The sequence below is a fragment of the Amycolatopsis sp. NPDC000009 genome (assembly GCF_055563465.1).
In genome coordinates this window covers 1-20,832 of record NZ_JBVHDI010000030.1, presented here as the reverse complement: position 1 = coordinate 20,832, position 20,832 = coordinate 1, and the positions used below count along the sequence as shown (strand labels likewise).

General features: G+C 69.7%; 20 protein-coding genes and 1 pseudogene. 11 read left to right on the top strand and 10 right to left on the bottom strand.

Features of this window, described 5'->3' with window-relative positions; translation table 11 throughout:
* Nucleotides 1-57 precede the first annotated feature (57 nt).
* The gene (locus ACZ3HL_RS41725; RefSeq protein WP_465414096.1) at nt 58-492 is read left to right on the top strand and encodes a hypothetical protein; all 435 of its coding nucleotides are present in this window, start codon (nt 58-60) and stop codon (nt 490-492) included.
* Nucleotide 493: 1 nt separating this feature from the next.
* On the opposite strand, the gene ACZ3HL_RS41720 is transcribed toward ACZ3HL_RS41725, so the two are convergent.
* Nucleotides 494-943, bottom strand: a complete 450-nt coding sequence (locus ACZ3HL_RS41720; protein WP_465414094.1) for a MarR family winged helix-turn-helix transcriptional regulator — start codon at nt 941-943, stop codon at nt 494-496.
* Between the two features lie 41 nt (nt 944-984).
* Between ACZ3HL_RS41720 and ACZ3HL_RS41715 the strand changes: the two are divergent.
* A pseudogene (locus tag ACZ3HL_RS41715) lies at nt 985-1,287 on the top strand (VOC family protein); the annotation flags it as partial.
* On the opposite strand, the gene ACZ3HL_RS41710 reads toward ACZ3HL_RS41715, so the two are convergent.
* Nucleotides 1,201-2,211 (bottom strand): helix-turn-helix domain-containing protein, encoded by a 1,011-nt coding sequence (locus tag ACZ3HL_RS41710; protein ID WP_465537348.1) that lies wholly within the window; start codon nt 2,209-2,211, stop codon nt 1,201-1,203. The pseudogene ACZ3HL_RS41715 and the gene ACZ3HL_RS41710 overlap by 87 nt on opposite strands.
* 102 nt (nt 2,212-2,313) lie before the next feature.
* Between ACZ3HL_RS41710 and ACZ3HL_RS41705 the strand changes: the two genes are divergently transcribed.
* The 3 genes from ACZ3HL_RS41705 to ACZ3HL_RS41695 all read left to right on the top strand — a co-directional run bounded on the left by ACZ3HL_RS41705 (nt 2,314) and on the right by ACZ3HL_RS41695 (nt 5,732).
* Entirely contained in the window at nt 2,314-3,219 is a 906-nt protein-coding gene (locus ACZ3HL_RS41705) for an MBL fold metallo-hydrolase (RefSeq protein WP_465537346.1), read from the top strand.
* 10 nt (nt 3,220-3,229) lie between these two features.
* Nucleotides 3,230-4,495 carry a carboxylesterase/lipase family protein gene (locus ACZ3HL_RS41700; RefSeq protein WP_465537344.1) on the top strand — a complete coding sequence of 422 codons (1,266 nt, stop codon included), beginning with the start codon at nt 3,230-3,232 and terminating at the stop codon, nt 4,493-4,495.
* A gap of 100 nt (nt 4,496-4,595) precedes the next feature.
* Nucleotides 4,596-5,732 (top strand): FAD-dependent oxidoreductase, encoded by a 1,137-nt coding sequence (locus tag ACZ3HL_RS41695; RefSeq protein ID WP_465537343.1) that lies wholly within the window; start codon nt 4,596-4,598, stop codon nt 5,730-5,732.
* Nucleotides 5,733-5,755: 23 nt separating this feature from the next.
* On the opposite strand, the gene ACZ3HL_RS41690 is transcribed toward ACZ3HL_RS41695, so the two are convergent.
* Both ACZ3HL_RS41690 and ACZ3HL_RS41685 read right to left on the bottom strand, forming a co-directional pair.
* On the bottom strand, nt 5,756-6,286 hold the full coding sequence (locus ACZ3HL_RS41690; RefSeq protein WP_465414084.1) for a hypothetical protein: 531 nt from the start codon (nt 6,284-6,286) through the stop codon (nt 5,756-5,758).
* Nucleotides 6,287-6,290: 4 nt separating this feature from the next.
* The gene (locus ACZ3HL_RS41685) at nt 6,291-6,911 is read right to left on the bottom strand and encodes a TetR/AcrR family transcriptional regulator (protein WP_465537341.1); all 621 of its coding nucleotides are present in this window, start codon (nt 6,909-6,911) and stop codon (nt 6,291-6,293) included.
* A gap of 99 nt (nt 6,912-7,010) precedes the next feature.
* Between ACZ3HL_RS41685 and ACZ3HL_RS41680 the strand changes: the two genes are divergently transcribed.
* Nucleotides 7,011-8,030 (top strand): hypothetical protein, encoded by a 1,020-nt coding sequence (locus ACZ3HL_RS41680; protein ID WP_465537340.1) that lies wholly within the window; start codon nt 7,011-7,013, stop codon nt 8,028-8,030.
* A gap of 40 nt (nt 8,031-8,070) precedes the next feature.
* Here the strand turns inward: ACZ3HL_RS41680 and ACZ3HL_RS41675 are convergent, their stop codons facing one another.
* Complete coding sequence (locus tag ACZ3HL_RS41675) at nt 8,071-9,198, bottom strand: C40 family peptidase (RefSeq protein WP_465537338.1); 1,128 nt, start codon at nt 9,196-9,198, stop codon at nt 8,071-8,073.
* Nucleotides 9,198-10,157: a nucleoside hydrolase gene (locus ACZ3HL_RS41670; RefSeq protein WP_465414076.1), complete on the bottom strand. Its 960-nt coding sequence runs from the start codon at nt 10,155-10,157 to the stop codon at nt 9,198-9,200. Before ACZ3HL_RS41670 ends, ACZ3HL_RS41675 begins: the two co-directional genes overlap by 1 nt.
* Before the next feature lie 53 nt (nt 10,158-10,210).
* Here ACZ3HL_RS41670 and ACZ3HL_RS41665 point away from each other — a divergent pair, with 53 nt between their 5' ends.
* A complete protein-coding gene (locus ACZ3HL_RS41665) occupies nt 10,211-10,969 on the top strand; it encodes an acyltransferase (protein WP_007031648.1) in 759 nt (252 codons plus the stop codon).
* A 212-nt stretch (nt 10,970-11,181) separates the two neighbouring features.
* Here the strand turns inward: ACZ3HL_RS41665 and ACZ3HL_RS41660 are convergent, their stop codons facing one another.
* Nucleotides 11,182-11,748 (bottom strand): NADAR family protein, encoded by a 567-nt coding sequence (locus ACZ3HL_RS41660; protein ID WP_465537336.1) that lies wholly within the window; start codon nt 11,746-11,748, stop codon nt 11,182-11,184.
* Between the two features lie 56 nt (nt 11,749-11,804).
* Nucleotides 11,805-13,061, bottom strand: coding sequence for a threonine ammonia-lyase IlvA (ilvA, locus tag ACZ3HL_RS41655; RefSeq protein WP_465414073.1), 1,257 nt, complete (start codon nt 13,059-13,061; stop codon nt 11,805-11,807).
* A gap of 101 nt (nt 13,062-13,162) precedes the next feature.
* Here ilvA and ACZ3HL_RS41650 point away from each other — a divergent pair, with 101 nt between their 5' ends.
* Nucleotides 13,163-14,359, top strand: a complete 1,197-nt coding sequence (locus ACZ3HL_RS41650) for a serpin family protein (RefSeq protein ID WP_465537335.1) — start codon at nt 13,163-13,165, stop codon at nt 14,357-14,359.
* On the opposite strand, the gene ACZ3HL_RS41645 is transcribed toward ACZ3HL_RS41650, so the two are convergent.
* Complete coding sequence (locus tag ACZ3HL_RS41645) at nt 14,356-15,180, bottom strand: NAD(P)H-binding protein (protein WP_465537333.1); 825 nt, start codon at nt 15,178-15,180, stop codon at nt 14,356-14,358. The two genes, ACZ3HL_RS41650 and ACZ3HL_RS41645, sit on opposite strands and share 4 nt — an antisense overlap.
* A 78-nt stretch (nt 15,181-15,258) precedes the next feature.
* Nucleotides 15,259-16,686, bottom strand: a complete 1,428-nt coding sequence (locus ACZ3HL_RS41640; protein WP_465414067.1) for a short-chain fatty acyl-CoA regulator family protein — start codon at nt 16,684-16,686, stop codon at nt 15,259-15,261.
* Nucleotides 16,687-16,914: 228 nt separating this feature from the next.
* On the opposite strand from ACZ3HL_RS41640, the gene aceA reads away from it, so the two are divergent.
* The 3 genes from aceA to ACZ3HL_RS41625 all read left to right on the top strand — a co-directional run bounded on the left by aceA (nt 16,915) and on the right by ACZ3HL_RS41625 (nt 20,493).
* Nucleotides 16,915-18,201 (top strand): isocitrate lyase, encoded by a 1,287-nt coding sequence (gene aceA, locus ACZ3HL_RS41635; RefSeq protein WP_072030536.1) that lies wholly within the window; start codon nt 16,915-16,917, stop codon nt 18,199-18,201.
* 102 nt (nt 18,202-18,303) lie between these two features.
* A complete protein-coding gene (gene aceB / locus ACZ3HL_RS41630; protein WP_465537331.1) occupies nt 18,304-19,908 on the top strand; it encodes a malate synthase A in 1,605 nt (534 codons plus the stop codon).
* A 453-nt stretch (nt 19,909-20,361) separates the two neighbouring features.
* Nucleotides 20,362-20,493: a hypothetical protein gene (locus ACZ3HL_RS41625; protein WP_255431986.1), complete on the top strand. Its 132-nt coding sequence runs from the start codon at nt 20,362-20,364 to the stop codon at nt 20,491-20,493.
* Nucleotides 20,494-20,832: the final 339 nt, after the last annotated feature.

Here is a 20,832-nt window from a genome sequence, read left to right as displayed (position 1 = left end):
CAGGGCGAGCCGAAAGTCCGATCCCGCGGGGGGTTTCGACGAGGTTGACTCGATCGTATGAACACGAAGATCACCGCGGCGGTCATCGCCGCCGCGACGGCCACGGTCGCCCTGTCCGGATGCGGTCTCAAGGAAGGGCTGACCGAAAAAGCGAACGGGCACGTCAAGACGGTCGGCTACGCGACGGGCGCGGAAGGCAAACGCGACAAGGACGCCCGGCTGCCGGAGTGGGTGCCGGACGGGGCGGCGTCGGTCACGGAGGTCATCCGGACGACCGGTTCGGAGCGGCTCCTGAAGTTCACCGGCGGGACGCTGCCCGCCGTCTGCGTGCCGGGGGCGGCCGCGGAACAGCAGGCCACGCTCGCCGCCGAATGGTGGCCGCCGGGGCAGGAGCGCCGGACCGACAAGGTCTGCGGTGAATGGCACGTGCTGGTCCAGGGGGCCGACGTGTACGCGTTCAAGCCGGAGACCTTGGTGAGCAAGAGGTCCTGAGTCACTCCTCGGGGGCGAGCGCGTCGGTGCAGGCGGCGAGGTCGTGCAGCAACCTGCCCTGCTGGGCGGGCGAAAACGGCGCGAGCATCCGCTCCTCGACCGCGCGCACGACGCCGCTCGCGGCGCGGAGCTGGGCACGGCCGGCGGGGGTGAGGGTGCTCGGCAGGGCCCGGCCCTGAGGTGCCGTCGCCGGCCGGGTGACCAGTCCGCGGTCCTGCAATCCGCGCAGGACCAGGTTCATCGACTGGCGGGTGACGAACACGGCCCTGGCCAGTTCCGCGTTGGACAGTCCCGGCCGCTGCGAGAGCACTTCGAGGCAGGAGTACTGCGGCACGGTCAGATCGAGGGGACGCAACGCGGAGTCCATCGCCGTCCGGAGCGCCGTCGCCGCTCGTTTCAGCAGGTACCCCACCGACAGGTCCAGCGGTCCGACCGTCTCGCCTTGACTCATGTCAGCATCATGACATACGTTGGCTATGTCAACACCCTGACATGGAGGACGACATGACCGTGACCGGACCCGATTTCTTCTCGCTGCAGGTGCGCGACCTCGACCGTGCCGCCGCGTTCTACGAGACCCACCTCGGGCTGAACAGGCTTCCCGTCGCGCCGCCGCACGCGGTGGTCTTCGGCACCGAGACGATCCCGTTCGCGGTGCGGGAACCCATGCCGGGCACGGATCTCGACGCCATCTCCCCGCGACCGGGGTCAGGGGTGGCGATGTGGCTGCACGCCGACGACGCCCAGGGCCTGCACGACCGGCTGGCCGACGCCGGCGTCACCATCCTCACGGAGCCCTTCGACGGGCCGTTCGGCCGCACGTTCGCCTTCGCGGACCTGGACGGCTACGCGATCACCGTGCACGACAAGGCCTGATCCCGCTTGCCGCAGCAGCGCGAGGGCTTGCGCGTCGGACGAGCCGGCGGGAGTCGTGCACACGATCAGCGACTGATCCGGTGAACGGGCGATCGACAGGGTCTGCTGGGCCACCGTGACCGTGCCGACGACCGGATGCCGCAGTTCGTAGCTTTCGGCGTCACAGGGCCGCACGCGATGGTCGCTCCAGAGCGCGACGAACTCGGGGCTCTTCATCGTCAGCTCGCCGATCAGTTCCGCGAGCAACGGGTCTTCGGGATGCTTGCCGACGGCGATCCGCAGGTTGCCGACCACCGCGCGGATCTTCCGCTTCCACTCGGCGTACAGGTCCCGGCAGTGCGGGTCCAGGAACAGCATCCGGCTCATGTTCGGCCGTCGCGCCGGGTCGTCCGGGGCGTGGAAGTCCAGATGCCCGCCCAGCAGGGCGTGGCCGAGGGCGTTCCACGCCAGGACGTCCGAGCGGCGCCCGAGCACCAGGGCCGGAGCGTCGACGGTGTCCAGGAGATCCCGCGTCTCGGCGTGGAGCTTCTCGAGCCGTGGGCGGCGTGGCCGCGGGGCGCGGCGGGCGGCGGTGGCGAGCCGTTCGAGATGTTCGCGTTCGTGGCCGTCGAGCCGGAGCGCGCGGGCGATGGCGTCGAGCACCTCGGCCGAGGCGCCGCGCGACATGCCCTGCTCCAGCCGCGCGTAGTAGGAGACGCTGACTCCGGCGAGCTGGGCCAGTTCCTCTCGCCGCAGCCCGGCCACCCGGCGGCGCGCCCCGAAGTCGCGGAGGCCGACGTCTTCCGGGCGCAGCTGAGCCCTTCTCGCCTGCAAGAAGTCGCCGAGCGGGCCAGGTCCGTCCATGAACCCGAGTATCCGTGGCGCGGGCGCCCTCGGCCACACCCTCCCAGTGGGAGGAAAACCGGGGCGTGGTCCGGGCGCTCACCGGCCTCCAGGCTCGGTGACATGGACGAGATCACCATCGGGGACGTCACGGTCACCCGGGTCAAGGAGTTCTACGGTTCGCTCGGCATGACCCCGGCCGAGTTCCTGCCGGACAGCCCCGGCGGGGCGTGGGACGAACACCGCGACTGGCTGGCGCCCGGCTTCTGGAACCCAGAGACGAACGAATGCCGTGCGGCGCTGCAGTCCTGGCTGATCCGCAGCGAAGGACGCACGATCCTCGTCGACACCGGGGCAGGCAACCACAAGGACCGGCCCTACGCGGCGGTGTGGAACCGCCTCGACACCGCCTACCTCGACAACCTCGCGGCGGCCGGGGTGCGGCCCGAGGACGTCGACGTGGTGGTCAACACGCATCTGCACATCGACCACGTCGGCTGGAACACGCGGCTCGACGGCCGCACCTGGGTGCCGACCTTCCCGAACGCCACGTATCTGATGCCGCGGCCCGACTTCGACTTCTGGAATCCGGCCGAAGGGCACGATTCCGTGCTGGGGCGTGGAAATCAGAACGTCTTCGAGGACAGTGTCGCGCCGGTGCACGAGGCCGGGCTGACCCGCCTGTGGGACGGCACGCACCGCATCGACCGGAATCTGCGGCTGGATCCCGCGCCCGGCCACACCCCCGGCTCGTCCGTGCTCACCCTGGAATCGGGCGGGGAGCGGGCGTTGTTCGTGGGCGACCTCGTGCACACCGCGCTGCAGATCGTGGAGCCGGACACCAATTCGCCCTATTGCGAAGACCCGGCCGCCTCCCGGGCCACCCGGCACAAACTGCTCGGCCAGGCCGCCGACGACAACGCACTCGTCTTCCCGGCGCATTTCGGTGCTCAGGGTGCCCTGCGGGTCGAGCGCCGGGGATCGAAGTTCGCGATCGCGCGGTGGGCCGGGTTCTCCGCCCTCTCCTGAGGAGTTTTTCGTGTACGTACAAGCAGAAACCCCGTCCGGTGTCGTGCGCGGCCGACGCGACTCCTTCGGGGAGCTCTACCACGCCATCCCCTACGCGGCGGCGCCGATCGGGCCTGGCCGCTTCCTCCCGCCGTCGCCGCACCCTGGCTGGCCAGGGGTCCGTGACGGCACGCGGCCCGGGCCGACGGCTCCCCAGCCGGTGCGCGACTTCGGCGGGCTCGACATGACGCCGTATTTCGGACCCGGCTGGAGGCGCGGCGACGAATACCTCACCGTCGACGTCCGGACCCCCGCGGCGGACGACGGCCGTCGCCCGGTCATGGTGTTCGTGCACGGCGGCGGTTTCGTCACCGGTTCGGCCCGCGCCGCGCTGTACGACGGACGGGCGTTCGCGCGCGACGGCGTCGTCCTGGTGACGGTGAACTACCGCCTCGGCGTCCCCGGTTTCCTCGACCTGGAGGGTGCTCCGCCCAACCGGGGGCTGCTCGACGTGCTCGCCGCGCTCGGCTGGGTGCGGGACACGATCGCGGTGTTCGGGGGCGATCCGGGCAACGTCACCGTCTTCGGGCAATCCGCGGGGGCGACGCTCACCGGCGCGCTGCTCGCGACGCCGGAGGCCGAGGGAATGTTCCGCCGGGCGATCGTCCAGAGCGGCAGCGGAACCGGCGCCTTCACGCCGGAGCAGGCCGCCCGGGTCACCGCGGCGGCCGCTTCGGCGCTGGGAACCGAGCCGACCGCGCGAGCGTTCGGAGAGATCCCGGACGAGCGGTTCGTGGAGATCCTGCCCGCGCTGGCCGGTCTCGATCTGCGGACCGGAACCGCCGAGGATCCGCTGGCCGGGCTGAGCCCGTTCAGCCTCGTGTCGCCGGTCCAGCCCGCCGACGGTCCTCTCGACGGCGCCGTCGCGCTGCTCATCGGCACCAACACCGAGGAAGGGAACCTCTACGGCCGCCCAGATCTCGGGTGGACACTGTTCGGCGCCGGTACCGAACGCCTGGCGCGGGCGCACGCGCGGATCTCGGGCGGCCACACCCACCGGTACTCGTTCGGCCATCGCTCGACGGCGTTGAACGGACGGCTCGGCGCCGCCCACACCGTCGAATTGCCGTTCGTCTTCGACGTCGCGGGCGAGCCGTGGCTGCACGGGGAGGCCGGCCTGCTCGGGCCCGATCCCGCCCCGGAAGGTCTCGCGGCCAGGATGCACGGCGCGTGGGTCGCCTTCGCGAGGGCAGGCGACCCCGGCTGGCAGGCGGACACCGTCGGATTCTTCGGCTGACAGCGCCCGCCAGCCCGGTGCCAGCGTCGTGTGCGCCGCCTGCCAGCGGCGCGGAGCACGCTCTGGAATGTCATTCCAGAAGCGACTCGAGGGGTCACCAATGAACACACCTGTCACGATCATCGGCGCCGGGCTCGGCGGGCTCACCCTGGCGAGGGTCCTGCACGTCCACGGCATCCCGTCCGAGGTCTTCGAAGCGGAGGCGTCCCCGGCTTCGCGCCTGCAGGGCGGGATGCTCGACATCCACGACTACAACGGGCAGCTCGCCCTCGAAGCCGCTGGGCTCACGGACGAGTTCCGTGGCATCGTCCTGGAGGGCCGTCAGGCGCTGCGCGTACTCGACTGGGACGGGACCGTCCTGTTCGAGCGGGGCGACGACGGCACGGGCGGGCGCCCCGAGGCGCAACGCGGGGACCTGCGGCGGATGCTGCTCGACTCGCTCCCCGCGGGCACCGTCCGGTGGGGGCGCAAGGCGGTCGGCGCCCGGACGCTCGGCGACGGCCGCCACGAGGTCGCCTTCGACGACGGCACCACCGTCGTCGTGGGACTCCTGGTCGGCGCGGACGGCGCCTGGTCGCGGATCCGGCCGCTGCTCACCGACGCCGTTCCCCGGTACTCCGGCACGTCGTTCGTCGAGACCTATCTGTACGACTCCGAAACCCGGCATGCCGCGGTGGCCAAGACGGTCGGGGGCGGATCGATGTTCGGGGCGGGACCCACCGAGGGCACGGGTATCAACGCCCACCGGGAAAGCGGCGACACACTGCACGCCTACGTGGAGCTCACCGAACCGCTGGAGTGGTTCGACGCCATCGATTTCACCGACGCCGAAGCCGCCAAGGCGCGGATCGCGGCGGAGTTCGACGGCTGGTCGCCGGAGCTCACCGCGCTGATCACCGAAAGCGACGTCGCGCCGATCCATCGCCCCGCCTTCGCCTTGCCGTCCGGGCTGCGGTGGGAACGCGTCCCCGGCGTGACCCTCCTCGGTGACGCCGCGCATCTCGCGCTGGCGAACGGGGAAGGCGCCAACCTGGCGATGCTCGACGGTGCCGAACTCGGCAAAGCCCTCGCGGCGCGTCCCGACGACGTCGAGACCGCCCTCGCCGAGTACGAGCAGGCCATGTTCGTCCGCTGTGAAACGCCCATGGAGGAGGACTTCCTGCTCGAAAGCATCTTCGGGGACGACATCCCCGAGCGGCTGCTGAACCTGTTCGGGATCGAGGAACGCGAGGCCTGAGTCGGGCCTTGCCGCCGGAACGCTCAGGCCCAGCCGAGCTTTTCGTAGAACGGCGTGATCCACGTCCTGAACCGCTCACCGTAGGCCTCCTGGGCCGCGGCCACGACGCCGTCCGGATCTTCGGCCGGCGTCAGGCCGCGCGCCCGGAGCCACTCGACGAGCAGTTCGTGCGAGCCGCTGTGGTCGTCGTCTTCCTCGCGGTAGAAGTACGCCGACTCGTGGTCGACCATGATCTCGGCGTCGAAACCCAGTAGCCGCAGGAAATCCGGGAAGTCGCGGGCGACGACGTGCTCGCCGCCCTCGTCGCCGAAGACCACGACGGGCGACAGGGTGAGATCCGTCCCGTCGTCGGCCCGCCAGATCGCGTACGTCGAACCGCTCCCGTTCGCCTGGGCGAAGGGAATCAGCCGCGACAGGAACGCGGGGTCGTCCAGCTCCTGGGGGAACCGGCCTTTGTCGTCGTAGTCGTGCGGCTCGAAACCGTCGGCGAGGTAGTCGCCGGCCGAGTCGTGGAGGTCCTTGAGTTCGTTCAGGACCGGGATCGGTGAATACACGCGGTCACCTTATGCCTGCTTGGGCCTCGGCGGCGTCGAACGCGGGGACCAGTGGTGCGAGTGCGGTGCGGAGCAGGTCGGGCATCGAGCCGGAGGGCACGACGAGCCCGCCGGCCGTGCTCGGCTGTAGCCATCGCTTGAGCGCGATGCGCACCGCTGCGGCCACGCTCGCCGCGAGGACCTGGGCGGTCGCCGGCGGGATGTCGCCGGGGGGCTGGGCGATCGCGTCGGCGAGAGGGAGTTCGATCGCGCTGGTGGCGTCGGTGAACGCGGCGCGCAGCGCCGGCCGGGTGGTGATCAGCAGCAGCGCGTCGCGGTGGTGTTCGCCCGGGTCGGTGTACTGCTCGACGATCGCTTCGATGACGGCGTCGGCGAGACCGGCTCCGGGGGGCCGGGCCGCCACCGTCGCCGCGATCCGCTCTTCCCGTTCGGCGGTGACGGCGGCGACGATGGCCTGTTCACGGCTGGAGAAGTAGTTGTTGTAGGTCCTGGGTGAGACTCCGGCGGCTTCGGCGATGTCGTCGACGCGCACGTTCTCCGGGCCGCGCTCCAGGGCCAGCCGCAGCGCCGCCTCGCGCAAGGTCTTCCTGGTGGCCTGCTTCTTCTGGTCGCGCAATCCGGTCACCGGCCGAGTATTCCAGCGAACTTGCGCATGCGCAAACTTGCGTGCGCGCAAGTTTCCTTCTAATCTCGGGCTCCACAGCGACACGAGAGGACCGAACCCATGCGTGCCAAAGGCATCGCCTACGACACCGGCTTCGTCCGGGGCGGCGAGAACTCCCGCGAGAACTTCGATCCCGGCCTGGTGGAACGGGAACTGGCCATCATCCGTGACGATCTGCACTGCACCGCCGTGCATCTCGTCGGCGGCGATCCGGAACGGCTGGAACTGGCCGCCCACCTCGCCGCCGAGCTCGGGCTGGAGGTCTGGTTCTCGCCCTACCCGCTGGAGCTGACGGCCGAGGAGATGCTGGCGTTGTTCGCCGACTGCGCGCGGCGGGCTGAGCGGGTCCGGCGGACGGGAGCCGAAGTCGTGTTCGTCACCGGCGTCGAGCTGAGTCTCATGGACCACGGGTTCCTGCCCGGTGACGACATCACCGAGCGGCTCGGGCGACTGTTCGGCAGGCCGGAGAGCCTGGGGGAGCGGACCGCCGAGGCGAGCGCGCGCCTCAACGACTTCCTCAAGGAGGTCGTGGCGACGGTCCGTGAGTGCTTTCACGGGAAGATCACCTACGCCTGTATCCCGTTCGAGCGGGTCGACTGGAGCCTCTTCGACTTCATGTCGGTCGAACTCATCCGGTCCGCGGAGGTGGCCGACCGGTTCCAGGAAGGGGTGCGCACCCTCGTGGCACAAGGAAAACCGGTCGCGATCACTGGATTCGGCACGGCAACCTGGCACGGCGCCGGCGATAATGCGCCGCGCAGCATGGAGATCGTCGAGCACGACGAAGCCGGCCGCCCGGTCCGGCTGAACGGGGAGTACGACCGCGACGAGGCCGGTCAAGCCACCTACCTGCGCGAGCTGCTGGAGATCTTCGACGCCGAAGGTGTCGACAGCGCCTTCGTCTATCTTTTCGCGCTCTCCAACTACCCGCACCGTCCCGGCGATCCTCGTCGTGACCTGGACCTGGCCAGCCTCGGAATCGTCAAAGTCCTCGAAGACCGCGTCGGCGACACCTATCCGGGCATGCCGTGGGAACCCAAGGCCGCGTTCACCGCCCTCGCCGACTACTACCGCGGCTGAGCACCTCGGCCCTGAGTGTCCACAAGGGACAGCTGTGCCACTAGGCCGCCGGGCGGCCCGCTCCGGCGTAATCGTCGCCCTGTTTCCGGTAGGTGTGCACCTGCACCGCCTGCCCGGTCTGCGGGGCGTCGATCATCTGCTGGTTCCCGATGTACAGCCCGACGTGGTGGATCTTCGTGTTCGGCTCGCCGTAGAAGATCAAGTCGCCCAGCTGGGGATCGGTCACCTTGTTCACGCTGTGGTACTGCGTGTGGGCGGTGCGCATGAGTTTGACGCCGGCACTCGCGTACGCGGCCGTCGTCAGGCCCGAGCAGTCGAAACCGGGGTCGCTGCCGCCGGTGCCGTTGCCGCCCCAGACGTAGGGCAGCCCGATCTTGTCGATGGCGAAGTTGACCGCGCTCAGGGCCGCCGCGTTCGGCGGCTGCGGGCTCTGGCCGACCGTGCCGTAGACGTTCACCGTCGCGAGCGTGCGGTGCATCAGCAGCGGCGCGGGCTGCAGCGTGCTCACCGCGTTCCACCACGTCTGGCCCTGGCCGAGGTCGCGGCCGCCCGCGCACAGGGCCCGCCCGGCGGTGAGCGTGGCGTCGTCGATGTTCTGCGGATCCGGCTTCCCGCCGGTGGCCGAGGCCTGGAACTGGTTCCACACCGACGGCGTCAGCTGCAGCGGGCCACTGGCGTTCGTCGACGAGACCACCTTGTTGTAGAAGTCGCGGACCTCGACCGCGCCGAGCGGCTTGGTCAGCACCCCGTCGGCGTTCAGGCCCGAACCGGCGGCGCGGCCGTGATCGGAGGCGATCTTCCCGAGCGCGGCCAGCGTCACCCAGGAAAGGCGGCACCCCGGCGTTTCCTTGCTCAGCGTGACGGTGGTCTTCGCGTATCCGGTCATCGCGCGCAGCGGGATGTCGAGCCAGCCGCTGGTCTTCGACACCCAGGCGTCGAACTCCCGCCCCATCTGCTGCGGGACCTTCTGCTGTTCCTTCGGCATTTCCGCCGGGGCGGACGACGACGGCGGCGGCTCGGGCGGAGCCGAGGACTGGACGGCGGCGGCTTCGGTCTTCGGCTCGTCCTTCGGCGCGAAGGTGATGGCGGCGACCAGGGCCGCGGCCGCGACGACCACGGCCGCGCCGATCACCGGAAGTCTGCGGCGGCGCGAGGTTTCCTGTTCCATCACCGGCCCCCGGTGATCCGGCCGAGGACGAACTCGCGGAAGGCGTCGACATCGGTGGTCAGCGCGACGTCGATGGTGCGGCCCGGCACGGCCTGCGGATCGGTGCTTCGCAGCCTTCGCCGGTCCACCAGTGTCGCGCCGCGCGCGGGGCCGAAGCCGCACTCGACGTCCACGGGGTACGCCTCGACGTCGAGGATGCCCGGGCGGATCGCTTCGGCCACCGCGACCGCGTCATGCATGACCATCCCCGGCATGCCGAGGACCGGGGTGTAGTGCTTCACGTACGTCGGGGTCAGTGCTTCGAGCGCCGCGCCGAGCGGGCCGGACGCGGCGAGTTTGCCGAGCCAGTCCGTGTCGACCGAACACTGGTGCGTGATGTCCAGCGGGACCAGCACCGTCGGGATGTCCTCGTCGGCCAGCACCCGGCGCGCGGCCTCGGGGTCGCTCCAGATGTTGAACTCGGCCGCCGTGGTGGAGTTCCCCTTGGTCACGCCTCCGCCCATGACGACGATCCGCCCGATCTTCTCGCGGACGTCCGGATGGGCCGCCAGCAGCAGCGCGATATTCGTCAGCGGGCCGATCGGGGCGATGGTCACCGGCTCGTCGGCGGCTTCCAGCAGATCCACCAGCAGCCGGACGGCGCCGCGTTCGTCGAGCGGGCGCTTCGCCTCGGGCAACGTCCCGGCGTGGCCGGAAAGTCCGTCCTGGCCGTGGACGAACCCGGCGGGCTTGGCGTTGTCGTACACCAGCGGCCGGGCGGCGCCGGCGGCGACGGGAACGTCGTCACGGCCGAAGAGCTCCAGCAGGCGGCGGGCGTTCGAGGTGGTGTGGCTCAGCGGGACGTTGCCGAACACCGTGGTCACGCCGAGGAGGTCGACGTCCTCGGACTGCGCGGCCAGCGCCAGCGCGAAGGCGTCGTCGACCCCCGGGTCGGTGTCGATGATCAGCTTGGTGCCCATGCGCGTGCTCCCCTTTGCGGTCGGCGGCCTGAACACAGGTTACGGTCACCGGTATGACGTCCATGTGGGGTGCGCCCGCGCTGTCGCGGCTCCGCGCCTGGGGCCAGGCCCGTCGTGATCCGCGTCAGGCGAAGTTCCTGACCAAGGACTCGCTGCGCTGGGTGCTGCGAAACCGCGCGTACACGCCTTGGTACCTGGTCCGCTACTGGCGGCTGCTGAAGTTCCGGATCGCGAACCCGCACATCATCCTGCGGGGGATGGTGTTCCTCGGCAAGGACGTCGAGATCCACTGCCGCCCCGGCTACGGGCGGCTGGAGATCGGCCGCTGGGTGCACATCGGCGACGGCAACGCCATCCGCTGCCACGAGGGTTCGCTGCGCATCGGCGACAAGGCGGTGTTCGGGCGGCAGAACGTCCTGAACGGCTACCTCGACATCGAGCTCGGCGCGGCCACGCTCGTCGCGGACTGGGTGTACATCTGCGACTTCGACCATGTCACCACCGACATCACCGTCCCGATCAAGGATCAGGGCATCGTGAAGTCGCCGGTGCGGATCGGGCCGGACACCTGGATCGGCACCAAGGTCTCCGTGCTCAAGGGCACCCGGGTCGGCCGCGGCTGCGTCCTCGGCGCGCACGCCGTGGTGCGGGGCGAGATCCCGGACTACTCGATCGCCGTCGGTTCGCCCGCGCGCGTGGTGCGGAACCGGCAGGACGACTACGCCGCCGACGCCGCCCGCCGCGAGGCCGTCGCCGACATGGCGCGCAAGGCGAACAAGGCACTGCAGAAAACCCTGGGCGTCGACTCGTGACTCGCGTGATGTCCGCCCGATCACGCGTGTCGTCCATCCGATCACGCGTGTCGTCCGCCTGATCACGGCCACGGATCACCGCGGGGAAGCTGTCCGGCGGATCCGGTCCACGCGGTGGCACCCAACGGTCGTCAGGCGTGACCGGATGGACGACACGCGTGATCAGGTGGACGACACGCGTGACTGGATGGACGACACGCCATCGAACGAAGCTAGCCGCGCAGCTGCTCCCGGACCTCCATGAGCGCGAAGCCCAGGAGGTTCTGCCCGCGCCAGTAGTCGGGGCGGGTGGCGTTCTTGTCCTCGCGGGCGAGGCCGCTGCCCCAGACCAGGTCCATCCTGGACGCCTCGACGATCACCTTGTCGCCCGTGGCCAGCAGGAACTCGCGCTCCTCGGGGTGCTGCCGGAACTTCTCCAGGTTGCCGTCGATGACGATGTCGAAGCGGTGCCGCTCCCAGACCTCGGCGTCGAAACCGGTGACCTCGCGGCCGAGGATCTTGGCGGTCTTGGGGTCCGGAGCCTGACGGATGTTGGCCGCGGCCTCGTGATCGCCGAACAGTTCCGCCTTGCTCGCCATCATGTAGTGCTCGGCCGTCGGGTACCGCTCGCCGCCCGCGACGAACGGCGCCAGCCACCACTGGCTCAGGCAGGCCGCGTTGATCCGGCCGCTCTTGAGCGGGGTGTGGCCGTAGAAGAGCTGGTACTCGGGCTCCGCGCCGCTGTGGACCAGCTCGCGCAACGCATCGAGACTCCGGACTCCGTCGACCTTGCTCACCATGGCGACCAGTGGACCACAGGCCACCGACGACTTCCCCAGTGGCCCACCGCGGCGCTTCAGACCAGGAAATGGAACAGCGGGCTCCCCGGTTCCACCCGCTCCACCTGCAGGGGGCTCGTCTCCAGCCGGTGCAGCAGGCCTTCCAGGTCACCCGGCCGCGCGAGTTCGACGCCGATCAGCGCCGGGCCGGTCTCGCGGCTGTTGCGTTTCACGTACTCGAACCGCGTGATGTCGTCGTCCGGCCCGAGGACCTCGTCGAGGAACCGCCGCAGCGCGCCGGGCTCCTGCGGGAAACCCACCAGGAAGTAGTGCTTCAGTCCTTCGTGGATCAGCGACCGTTCGAGCACTTCGCCGTAGCGGCTGACGTCGTTGTTACCGCCCGAGACGACGCACACCACGATCTGCCCGGGGTCGATCTTCACCGTCGTGCCCAGCGCGGCGGTCGCGAGCGCCCCCGCGGGTTCGGCGATCACGCCGTCGGACTGGTACATCGCGAGCATTTCCGTGCAGATCGCGCCCTCGGCGACGTCGGTGAGCTCGACACCGCCGTCGCGGACCAGCGGATACGTCACCGCTCCGGCCTGCGCCACCGCCGCGCCGTCGACGAAGGTGTCGACGTTTTCGAGCCGCACCGGCTCACCGGCCGCCAGCGCGGCCGCCATGCACGTCGCGCCGGCCGGTTCCACGCCGACGATGCGCATCTCCGGCGCCCGTTCCGCGGCCCACGCGGCGATCCCCGCGAGCAGCCCGCCACCGCCGACCGGCACCACCATGACGTCCGGGACGAACCCGAGCTGCGCGACGACCTCCATCGCGACCGTGCCCTGACCGGCGACCGTCTCCGGCGCGTCGAACGCGGGGACCAGCGTCGCACCGGTGGTCTCCGCGTCGTGCTTCGCGGCGGCGAAGGCGTCTTCGTAGGTCTCCCCGACGACGATGACTTCGATATGCGAGCCGCCCAGCGTCGCGATCCGCTCGCGCTTCTGCCGGGGAGTCGTACCGGGAACGTAGACGCGGCCGTCCGCGCCGAGCCGTCGGCACGCGTACGCGACGCCCTGCGCGTGATTGCCCGCGCTCGCGCAAACGACGCCACGCTCACGGTGCTCCGCGTCGAGCTGGACGATGTAGTTGTACGCACCGCGGATCTTGTACGAGCGCACGGTCTGCAGGTCTTCGCGTTTGAGCCAGACCCGGGCGTCGACCCGCGCCGAGAGACGCTCGTTCGGTTCGAGCGGCGTGCGGGTCACCACCCCGGCCAATCGCTTGGCGGCCTCTTCGACCGTTCGGGCGCTCACCGTTTCGATCCCTTGCACGAATGCTGAATGTACTGACCGGCCCCGGCCACGACGGAGAGACGTCCGCTTTCGGCCTGGACCGGTGCAACCGAACCGGACACGGAGACCGTCTCCCGGTCATGACGGTGCTCACTCGGTTCTTCGCGCTCGGCCTGGTCGTGCTGCTCACGGCGTGCGGTGCGGAACCTGTCCGTGAAGAACCACCCACCCCGCTGCCCGTCACCCAGCAGGTGACGTCCGGCACGGCCGCGGCGGTCACGGCGGCCGACGCCTTCGGGCTCGACCTGCTCACCGCGCCGGCGCTGGCGAACGAGACGAACCTGGTGCTGTCCCCGGTGAGCGTCTCCACGGCGCTCCAAATGGTCGGGGAGGGGGCGAGGGGCGACACCGCCGCGCAGATCCGGAAGGTGTTGCGACTTCCCGGAGACGGGCCTCCCGTCCCGCCGGTCGCCGGTCACGAGGATCTGAAGGTGTCGAACACGGCCTGGATCCAGCGGGGGCTCGGCATCAAGCCCGCGTACCGGGACGCGTTGCGTGATCGGTTCGGTGCGGTGACGAGCGACGAAGACTTCGTCGCCGACCCCGGCGGTGCCCGCGAACGGATCAACCGGACGGTGGCGGACCAGACCGAGGGGCGGATCGAAGACCTGTTCCCGGAGAAGTCGATCACCGATGACACCAGGCTCGTCCTCGCCAACGCCCTGTACCTGAAAGTGCCCTGGGCGCGGGAGTTCCCCCGCGACCGGACGGCGGACGCGCCGTTCACCAGGGCCGACGGGTCGGCGGTGACCGTCCCGATGATGCGCACCGCCCCGGAGGTCCAGCTGGGTTACGCCGAGGGCCCCGGCTACCAGGCGGTCACGCTGCCCTATCGCGGCGGACGGCTGGCCTTCACCGTGATCGTGCCCGCCGCGATCGACGCCTTGCGCGGCAAGGGAATCGGCGCGCTGCTCGGCGAGATCCGGCCTGCCACCGTGGAGCTGGCCATGCCCAGGTTCACCGTCAGGTCCGCGCTGGACCTGACGGCGCCGCTCAAGGAGGCGGGCATGCCGGCGGCGTTCGGGCCCGCCGCCGACTTCAGCGGCATCACCGACGAAGCCCGGCTACGGATCGCTTCGGTGCAGCACAAGACCTTCGTCCAGGTCGACGAGGAGGGCACCGAGGCCGCGGCGGCCACGGGGGTCGACGCCCGCGCCGTGTCCGCCGAGCTGCCGCGCACCGTGACCGTCGACCGCCCGTTCCTCTTCGTCATCACCGACACGGCCACCGGGTCGCCGCTGTTCCTCGGCCGGGTCGGCGACCCGGCCGCCGGTTAGCGGAACGCGGCCAGATGCGTCCGCGCCCAGGTCGCGAACGGCCGCGGCTCCCGTCCCGTGAGGTCCTGGACGGCGTTCGTGACCGCCGAGTCGTCGAACTCGCCCTCGGCGAAGAAGCGGAAGAAGGCGTCGACGTACTTCTCCGGCATCTCCGCGCTCATCGTCACGCGGGCCTCGGCGTCCGGAAGCGGTTCCAGCCGTAGCTCCCGTCCGAGCAGTTCACTCAGGACACGCAGCCGGTCGGCGGGCCGGAGCGAACCCGGGCCGGTGATGGCGTACGCGAGCCCCTCGTGTCCCGGCGTGGTCAGCGACTCCGCGGCGACGGCGGCGATGTCGTACGGGTCGATCGTCGCCACCGGGACGTTCGCGAACGGCTCGCGGACGACGTCCCCGGCGCGAAGCTGCGGGACCCACTGCAGCGAATTCGACATGAACCCGCTCGGCCGCAGGAAGGTCCACGCCAGCTCCGAAGCGCGCACCGCCGCCTCGGCTGCCATGTGCATCCCCGCGACGGCGTTGTCCGCGTGCCCGCCGACGACCGAACGGGACGACAGCAGCGTGACCTGCTCGACGCCCGCGTCCCGCATCACCGCGAGCGCGCCCGGCATGTCCTCGTAGCCGCCGAGCAGGAAGACCGCCCGGACACCCTCCAGCGCGGGTTTCAGGCTCGCCGGCTCGTTGAGATCTCCCGTCACTCCTTCGACGCCGTCCGGCAACGGCCGCGGCGTGCGGACCAGCGCGCGGACGGGATGCCCGCCACGCGCCAGGATTCCGGTCAGTTCCGAGCCGACGTTGCCGCCTGCCCCGGTCACCAAGATCATGCGTTTCTCCCCAGTGCGGTGGCCGCCGTCACAGGCCGCGGCCGTCGTCGGCCACCCTGCCAGGGAGATCAGGGCGGCTCAAGGCGACTTGGGCACCGCCGGGTAGGGGACGAAGGTGCTGGTGTTCTCGTCGACGGTCAGCTGTTTGCCGATCGTCGGGAACGCGCGCTGCGAGCAGGCCGGGCGTTCGCAGACTTTGCAACCCATGCCGATCGGGGTGGCCGCGGCGCGGTCGTCGAGATCGAGCCCGGTCGAGTAGATGAGCCGTTTCGCGTGCCGAAGTTCGCAGCCGAGGCCGACGGTGAACGTCTTTCCGGGGCTGCCGTAGCCGCCGATGTTGCGGGACACCGTCCGCGCGACCCAGAAGTAGCTCTTGCCGTCGGGCAGGGTCGCGATCTGCGTGAGGATCTTGCCGGGCTGGGCGAACGCTTCGTAGATGTTCCACAGAGGACACGCGCCGCCGACGCGGGAGAAGTGGAAACCCGCGGCGGACTGGCGTTTCGACATGTTCCCCGCCCGGTCGACGCGCACGAACGAGAACGGCACGCCGCGGTTCTTCGGGCGCTGCAACGTCGAGAGCCGGTGGCAGACGGTCTCGAAGCCGACGCCGAAGTGGTCGCAGAGCCGTTCGATGTCGTAGCGGAAGCGTTCCGCGCTCGCCAGGAACGGTCCATAAGGGAGGATCAGCGCGCCCGCGAAGTAGTTCGCGAGCCCGACGCGGGCCAGTGAACGCGCGGCCGGCCCGGAGAACGCCCACGAGTCGGCGAGTTCGGTGATCAGGTCGTCGTATTCGAGCAGCGCGATCTGTGAAGCCATCCGGAACGCCTGCTGCCCGACCCGCAGGCTCGGCGCCAGCCGCAGCACTCGCGGCCCCGGTTCGTAGCGGTGCTGTTCGCCGTTGGTCTCGTCGATGCCTTCGCTCGTGACGTCGACGCCATAGCGCTGGATCAGCGTCTCCTTCAGCGCCGCGAGCACCTGACCGCGTTGCAGCGGGATGTCGTGCGCCATCCGTTCGGCGCGTTCGTCCAGCTCGGCGACATAGTTCTCCCGCTCGTAGAAGAAGTCGCGGACCTCTTCGTGCGGGAGGGCGGTCGCGGCGCTCCCGTGCAGGCCGAGGCCGTTTTCCGTGGTCAACGCGGCCGTGTTCTCCACGGCGTTGCGGTAGCTGCGATGCAGTTTGACCAGGGCCTGGGCGATCGTCGGCAGGTTCGTGGCGAGGTCGTTGAGCTCGCTCGTCGTGACGTCGACCCCGAGGACCTCGTCGAGCAGCGCCTCCTTCACGTCGGCCACCAGCCGGGCGGTGTCGTTGTTCGCGAAGAACTCGGTGTCCACTCCGAACGCCTGCGTGATGCGAAGGAGCACCGGGACGGTCAGCGGACGCGAGTTGTGCTCGATCTGATTGAGGTAACTGGGTGAGATCTCCAGCACACGAGCGAGGTCCGCCTGGCTCATCGACCGGCTTTCGCGCAGATGTCGCAGCTTCGCTCCGGCGAAGGTTTTGTCCACTGAGGCCTCTCTGTCCGCAAGGTTTCCGGGCCTGAACGATTCAGTGAACGGTCAAGCACGTGGATTTTGCCTTGGCTTGCGAATCTGCGATTCGCAACCTTTGCAAGATGCTACGGAAGCTTCGCAGAAATTGGCAAATTGGAGGCCTGGATCGGATTTCCCCAGTCATGTCAGGGTCGGATCAGGAAAGGCGATCACTCGCAAACTTCGCAACACCGGGAGAATCCGATGACTCAGCACGCGCAGCAGCTGGAGCAGGCGGCCGCCGAACTGGCCAAGCAGTGGGAGACCGACCCCCGCTGGGCGGGCGTGAAGCGTTCGTACTCCGCGGCTGACGTGGTCAAGCTGCGCGGCAGCGTGGTCGAGGAGCACACGCTCGCTCGCCGCGGCGCCGAGAAGCTGTGGGACCTCCTGCACAACGAGGACTACGTCCACTCGCTGGGCGCCCTGACCGGTAACCAGGCGGTGCAGCAGGTCCGCGCCGGCCTGAAGGCCATCTACCTGTCGGGCTGGCAGGTCGCCGCCGACGCCAACCTCTCCGGCCAGACCTACCCGGACCAGAGCCTGTACCCGGCCAACTCGGTGCCCGCCGTCGTCCGCCGCATCAACAACGCGCTGGGCCGCGCCGACCAGATCAACTGGGCCGAGGGCAACACCGACATCGACTGGTACGCCCCGATCGTCGCCGACGCCGAGGCCGGCTTCGGTGGCCCCCTCAACGCCTTCGAGCTGATGAAGGGCATGATCGCCGCCGGTGCCGCGGGTGTGCACTGGGAGGACCAGCTCGCTTCCGAGAAGAAGTGTGGTCACCTCGGCGGCAAGGTGCTGATCCCGACCAAGCAGCACGAGCGCACGCTGAACGCCGCCCGCCTCGCCGCGGACGTGCTGAACGTGCCGTCGCTGATCGTCGCCCGCACCGACGCGCAGGCCGCCACGCTGATCACCAGCGACGTCGACGAGCGTGACCGCAAGTACGTCACCGGCGAGCGCACCGCCGAGGGCTTCTACAACGTCACCAACGGCATCGACCCCTGCATCGACCGCGGTCTGGCCTACGCCGAGTACGCCGACCTGCTGTGGATGGAGACCTCCAAGCCGGACCTCGAGGTCGCCCGCCAGTTCGCCGAGGCGATCAAGGCCAAGTACCCGGACCAGATGCTGGCCTACAACTGCTCGCCGTCGTTCAACTGGAAGAAGCACCTGGACGACGCGACGATCGCGAAGTTCCAGCGCGAGCTCGGCCACATGGGCTACAAGTTCCAGTTCATCACGCTGGCCGGCTTCCACGCCCTGAACTACTCGATGTTCGACCTGGCGCACGGTTACGCCCGCGAAGGCATGACCGCCTACGTCGACCTGCAGGAGCGCGAGTTCGCTTCGGAGGACCGCGGTTACACCGCCACGAAGCACCAGCGCGAGGTCGGCACCGGCTGGTTCGACAACGTCGCGACCGCGCTGAACCCGGAGAGCTCGACCACCGCGCTCGCCGGTTCCACCGAGGCCGAGCAGTTCTGATCCCTCGCAATTAGGTGCCAGGTGGCGGTCTCTCGACTCCCAGCGGGAGACCGCCACCGCCCTTCCCGTCTATCTCTCGCGAAGCCCCAGCGGAGGCACACCATGGTTGAGAAGCTGAACTACCGGATCGACGTCTGCGGACCCGCCGGTGACCGGTTCGACGAGATCCTCACCCCGGCCGCACTGGACTTCGTGGCCAAACTCGACAACGCGTTCGCCGGCCGCCGCCGCGAGCTGCTCGACGCCCGCCGTCTGCGCCGCGAGAAGCTCCAGTCCGGTGAGGAGCCGCTGGGCTTCCTGCCCGAAACGCGCGCCATCCGCGACGACAGCGGCTGGTCGGTCGCCCCGGCCGCGCCCGGTCTCGAAGACCGCCGCGTCGAGATCACCGGCCCGACCGACCGCAAGATGACGGTCAACGCGCTGAACTCCGGCGCGAAGGTCTGGCTCGCCGACTTCGAGGACGCGACCTCGCCGACCTGGCACAACGTCATCGACGGCCAGCTCAACCTGTTCGACGCGATCCGCCGCAACATCGACTTCACCACCGAGGCGGGCAAGCGCTACACGATCGGCGACGAGCCCGCGACGATCGTCGCCCGCCCCCGCGGCTGGCACCTGGTGGAGAAGCACATCCGCATCGACGGCCGCCCGGTCTCGGCGAGCCTGGTCGACTTCGGCCTCTACTTCTTCCACAACGCGCGCCAGCTGCTGGCCCGCGGCAGCGGCCCGTACTTCTACCTGCCGAAGCTCGAGAACCACCTCGAAGCGCGGCTGTGGAACGACGTCTTCCTGCTGGCGCAACGGGAACTCGGCATTCCGCGCGGCACCGTCCGGGCCACCGTGCTGATCGAGACGATCACCGCCGCGTTCGAGATGGAGGAGATCCTCTACGAGCTGCGCGAGCACATCGCCGGCCTGAACGCCGGCCGCTGGGACTACATCTTCAGCGTCATCAAGAACTTCTCGTCGCACGGCGCGGACTTCGTGCTCCCGGACCGCGCGCAGGTGACGATGACCGTCCCGTTCATGCGCGCCTACACCGAGCTGCTGGTGCGCACCTGCCACAAGCGCGGGGCGCACGCCATCGGCGGCATGGCCGCGTTCATCCCGAGCAAGGACCCGGAGATCAACGCGACCGCGCTGGAGAAGGTCCGGCAGGACAAGGAACGCGAGGCGAACGACGGTTTCGACGGCTCGTGGGTCGCGCACCCCGGCCTCGTCCCGGTCTGCCGCGAGGTGTTCGACGAGGTGCTCGGCGGCTGGCCCAACCAGCTCGGCAAGCTCCGTGAGGACGTCGTCGTCACCGCCGAGGACCTGCTCGACGTCGCCAGCGCGGGCGGCGAGGTCACCGAAGCGGGTGTCCGCGCCAACATCAACGTCGCGCTGCGCTACATCGACGCGTGGCTGCGCGGTACGGGCGCGGCGGCGATCCACAACCTGATGGAGGACGCCGCCACCGCCGAGATCGCCCGCTGCCAGGTGTGGCAGTGGATTCGCAACGGCACGAAGCTCGAAGACGGCACCGCGCTCACCCGCGAGCTGGCCGTGTCCTATTTGGACGAAGAGCTGGCGTCGGTGCGAGCCGAACTGGGCGAGGGCAACCGGCTCGGCGACGCCTACGAGATCTTCACCGAGACCGCGCTGGGCGAGAAGCTGCCGAGCTTCCTCACCACCGGCGCGTACGCGCGATACCTGACCACTCACTGATCCAGGCTCCGGCCGCCTCTACCTGACGCGGGGCGGCCGGGTTCCACACCGGTTTGGGACGGTGTGGCCCAACGGGTCCGGTGGCGGCGGCTCCCCGCCACCGGACCCGCTTCACGCGCGCGCCCCTCCGGTAGCGCCAGTCGGGCGTGCGCCCGTCGCGGAGGCCCCGTCCTCACCACACCACCGTGGACGGGGCCTTCGCGGCTTTCTCATGCCGAACACGCGTGATCGAAGGCGTAACTCGCGTGCTTGGAGGCGTAACACGATGATCCGCCTCCAATCACGCGAGTTACGCCTCCAGACACGTGAGTTACGGCTTACGGGACCGGACGAACCGGTCACGGACCGCGATTAGGTAGGGGTACGTAGTGATACCCCCGTTGTTTCGGCGGCGGGTCGCGCGGATGCTCGGCGCCGGGTGGGAATTTCCGCCCGTTTCCCCGAGGAGCCACCATGAAGAAGCAGTTGAGGACCCTCTTGGCCGCGACCTTCGCCGTCCTCGCCGTCGCCCTCGCCGCCCCCGCGGTGTCCGCTTCGGCCGGGGTCTCGGCGCAACCGGACTGTGTCCGGCCCTGCCACTTCTGATCTTCGTCACCTAGAGCAGGCCCGGGGGTCGCGCCCCTCGCGACCCGCGACGCTCGTGGAGGGGGATCCGGGTCCCCCGACGTCCCGGATTCCCCTCCGCCCCCGACTTTCCGCGTGCGCATGTCGCGAAAGCCACTTTCGGGACATCAGACGTCGCGAAAGTGGCTTTCGCGACCTGCCTCGGCCACGCCCGGCCAGCCGGTTGCGAAAGCCACTTTCGCAACCTTCAACGTTGCGAAAGCCAGGCGGTTTCAACTGGTTGTTGCAAGTAGTGCTTTGTCGAGTGCTTGTGCTGGTGTGAGGAGGCCGAGTGTAGGGCGTGGTCGGGTGTTGAGGCGT

What these genes read in the sequence shown, in the direction of transcription:
- ACZ3HL_RS41725 (WP_465414096.1), top strand. Translation starts at nt 58, where the DNA reads ATGAACACGAAGATCACCGCGGCGGTCATCGCCGCCGCGACGGCCACG.
- ACZ3HL_RS41720 (WP_465414094.1), bottom strand. Translation starts at nt 943, where the DNA reads ATGAGTCAAGGCGAGACGGTCGGACCGCTGGACCTGTCGGTGGGGTAC.
- ACZ3HL_RS41710 (WP_465537348.1), bottom strand. Translation starts at nt 2,211, where the DNA reads ATGGACGGACCTGGCCCGCTCGGCGACTTCTTGCAGGCGAGAAGGGCT.
- ACZ3HL_RS41705 (WP_465537346.1), top strand. Translation starts at nt 2,314, where the DNA reads ATGGACGAGATCACCATCGGGGACGTCACGGTCACCCGGGTCAAGGAG.
- ACZ3HL_RS41695 (WP_465537343.1), top strand. Translation starts at nt 4,596, where the DNA reads ATGAACACACCTGTCACGATCATCGGCGCCGGGCTCGGCGGGCTCACC.
- ACZ3HL_RS41680 (WP_465537340.1), top strand. Translation starts at nt 7,011, where the DNA reads ATGCGTGCCAAAGGCATCGCCTACGACACCGGCTTCGTCCGGGGCGGC.
- ACZ3HL_RS41675 (WP_465537338.1), bottom strand. Translation starts at nt 9,198, where the DNA reads ATGGAACAGGAAACCTCGCGCCGCCGCAGACTTCCGGTGATCGGCGCG.
- ACZ3HL_RS41670 (WP_465414076.1), bottom strand. Translation starts at nt 10,157, where the DNA reads ATGGGCACCAAGCTGATCATCGACACCGACCCGGGGGTCGACGACGCC.
- ACZ3HL_RS41665 (WP_007031648.1), top strand. Translation starts at nt 10,211, where the DNA reads ATGACGTCCATGTGGGGTGCGCCCGCGCTGTCGCGGCTCCGCGCCTGG.
- ACZ3HL_RS41660 (WP_465537336.1), bottom strand. Translation starts at nt 11,748, where the DNA reads ATGGTGAGCAAGGTCGACGGAGTCCGGAGTCTCGATGCGTTGCGCGAG.
- ACZ3HL_RS41650 (WP_465537335.1), top strand. Translation starts at nt 13,163, where the DNA reads ATGACGGTGCTCACTCGGTTCTTCGCGCTCGGCCTGGTCGTGCTGCTC.
- ACZ3HL_RS41645 (WP_465537333.1), bottom strand. Translation starts at nt 15,180, where the DNA reads ATGATCTTGGTGACCGGGGCAGGCGGCAACGTCGGCTCGGAACTGACC.
- aceA (WP_072030536.1), top strand. Translation starts at nt 16,915, where the DNA reads ATGACTCAGCACGCGCAGCAGCTGGAGCAGGCGGCCGCCGAACTGGCC.
- aceB (WP_465537331.1), top strand. Translation starts at nt 18,304, where the DNA reads ATGGTTGAGAAGCTGAACTACCGGATCGACGTCTGCGGACCCGCCGGT.
- ACZ3HL_RS41625 (WP_255431986.1), top strand. Translation starts at nt 20,362, where the DNA reads ATGAAGAAGCAGTTGAGGACCCTCTTGGCCGCGACCTTCGCCGTCCTC.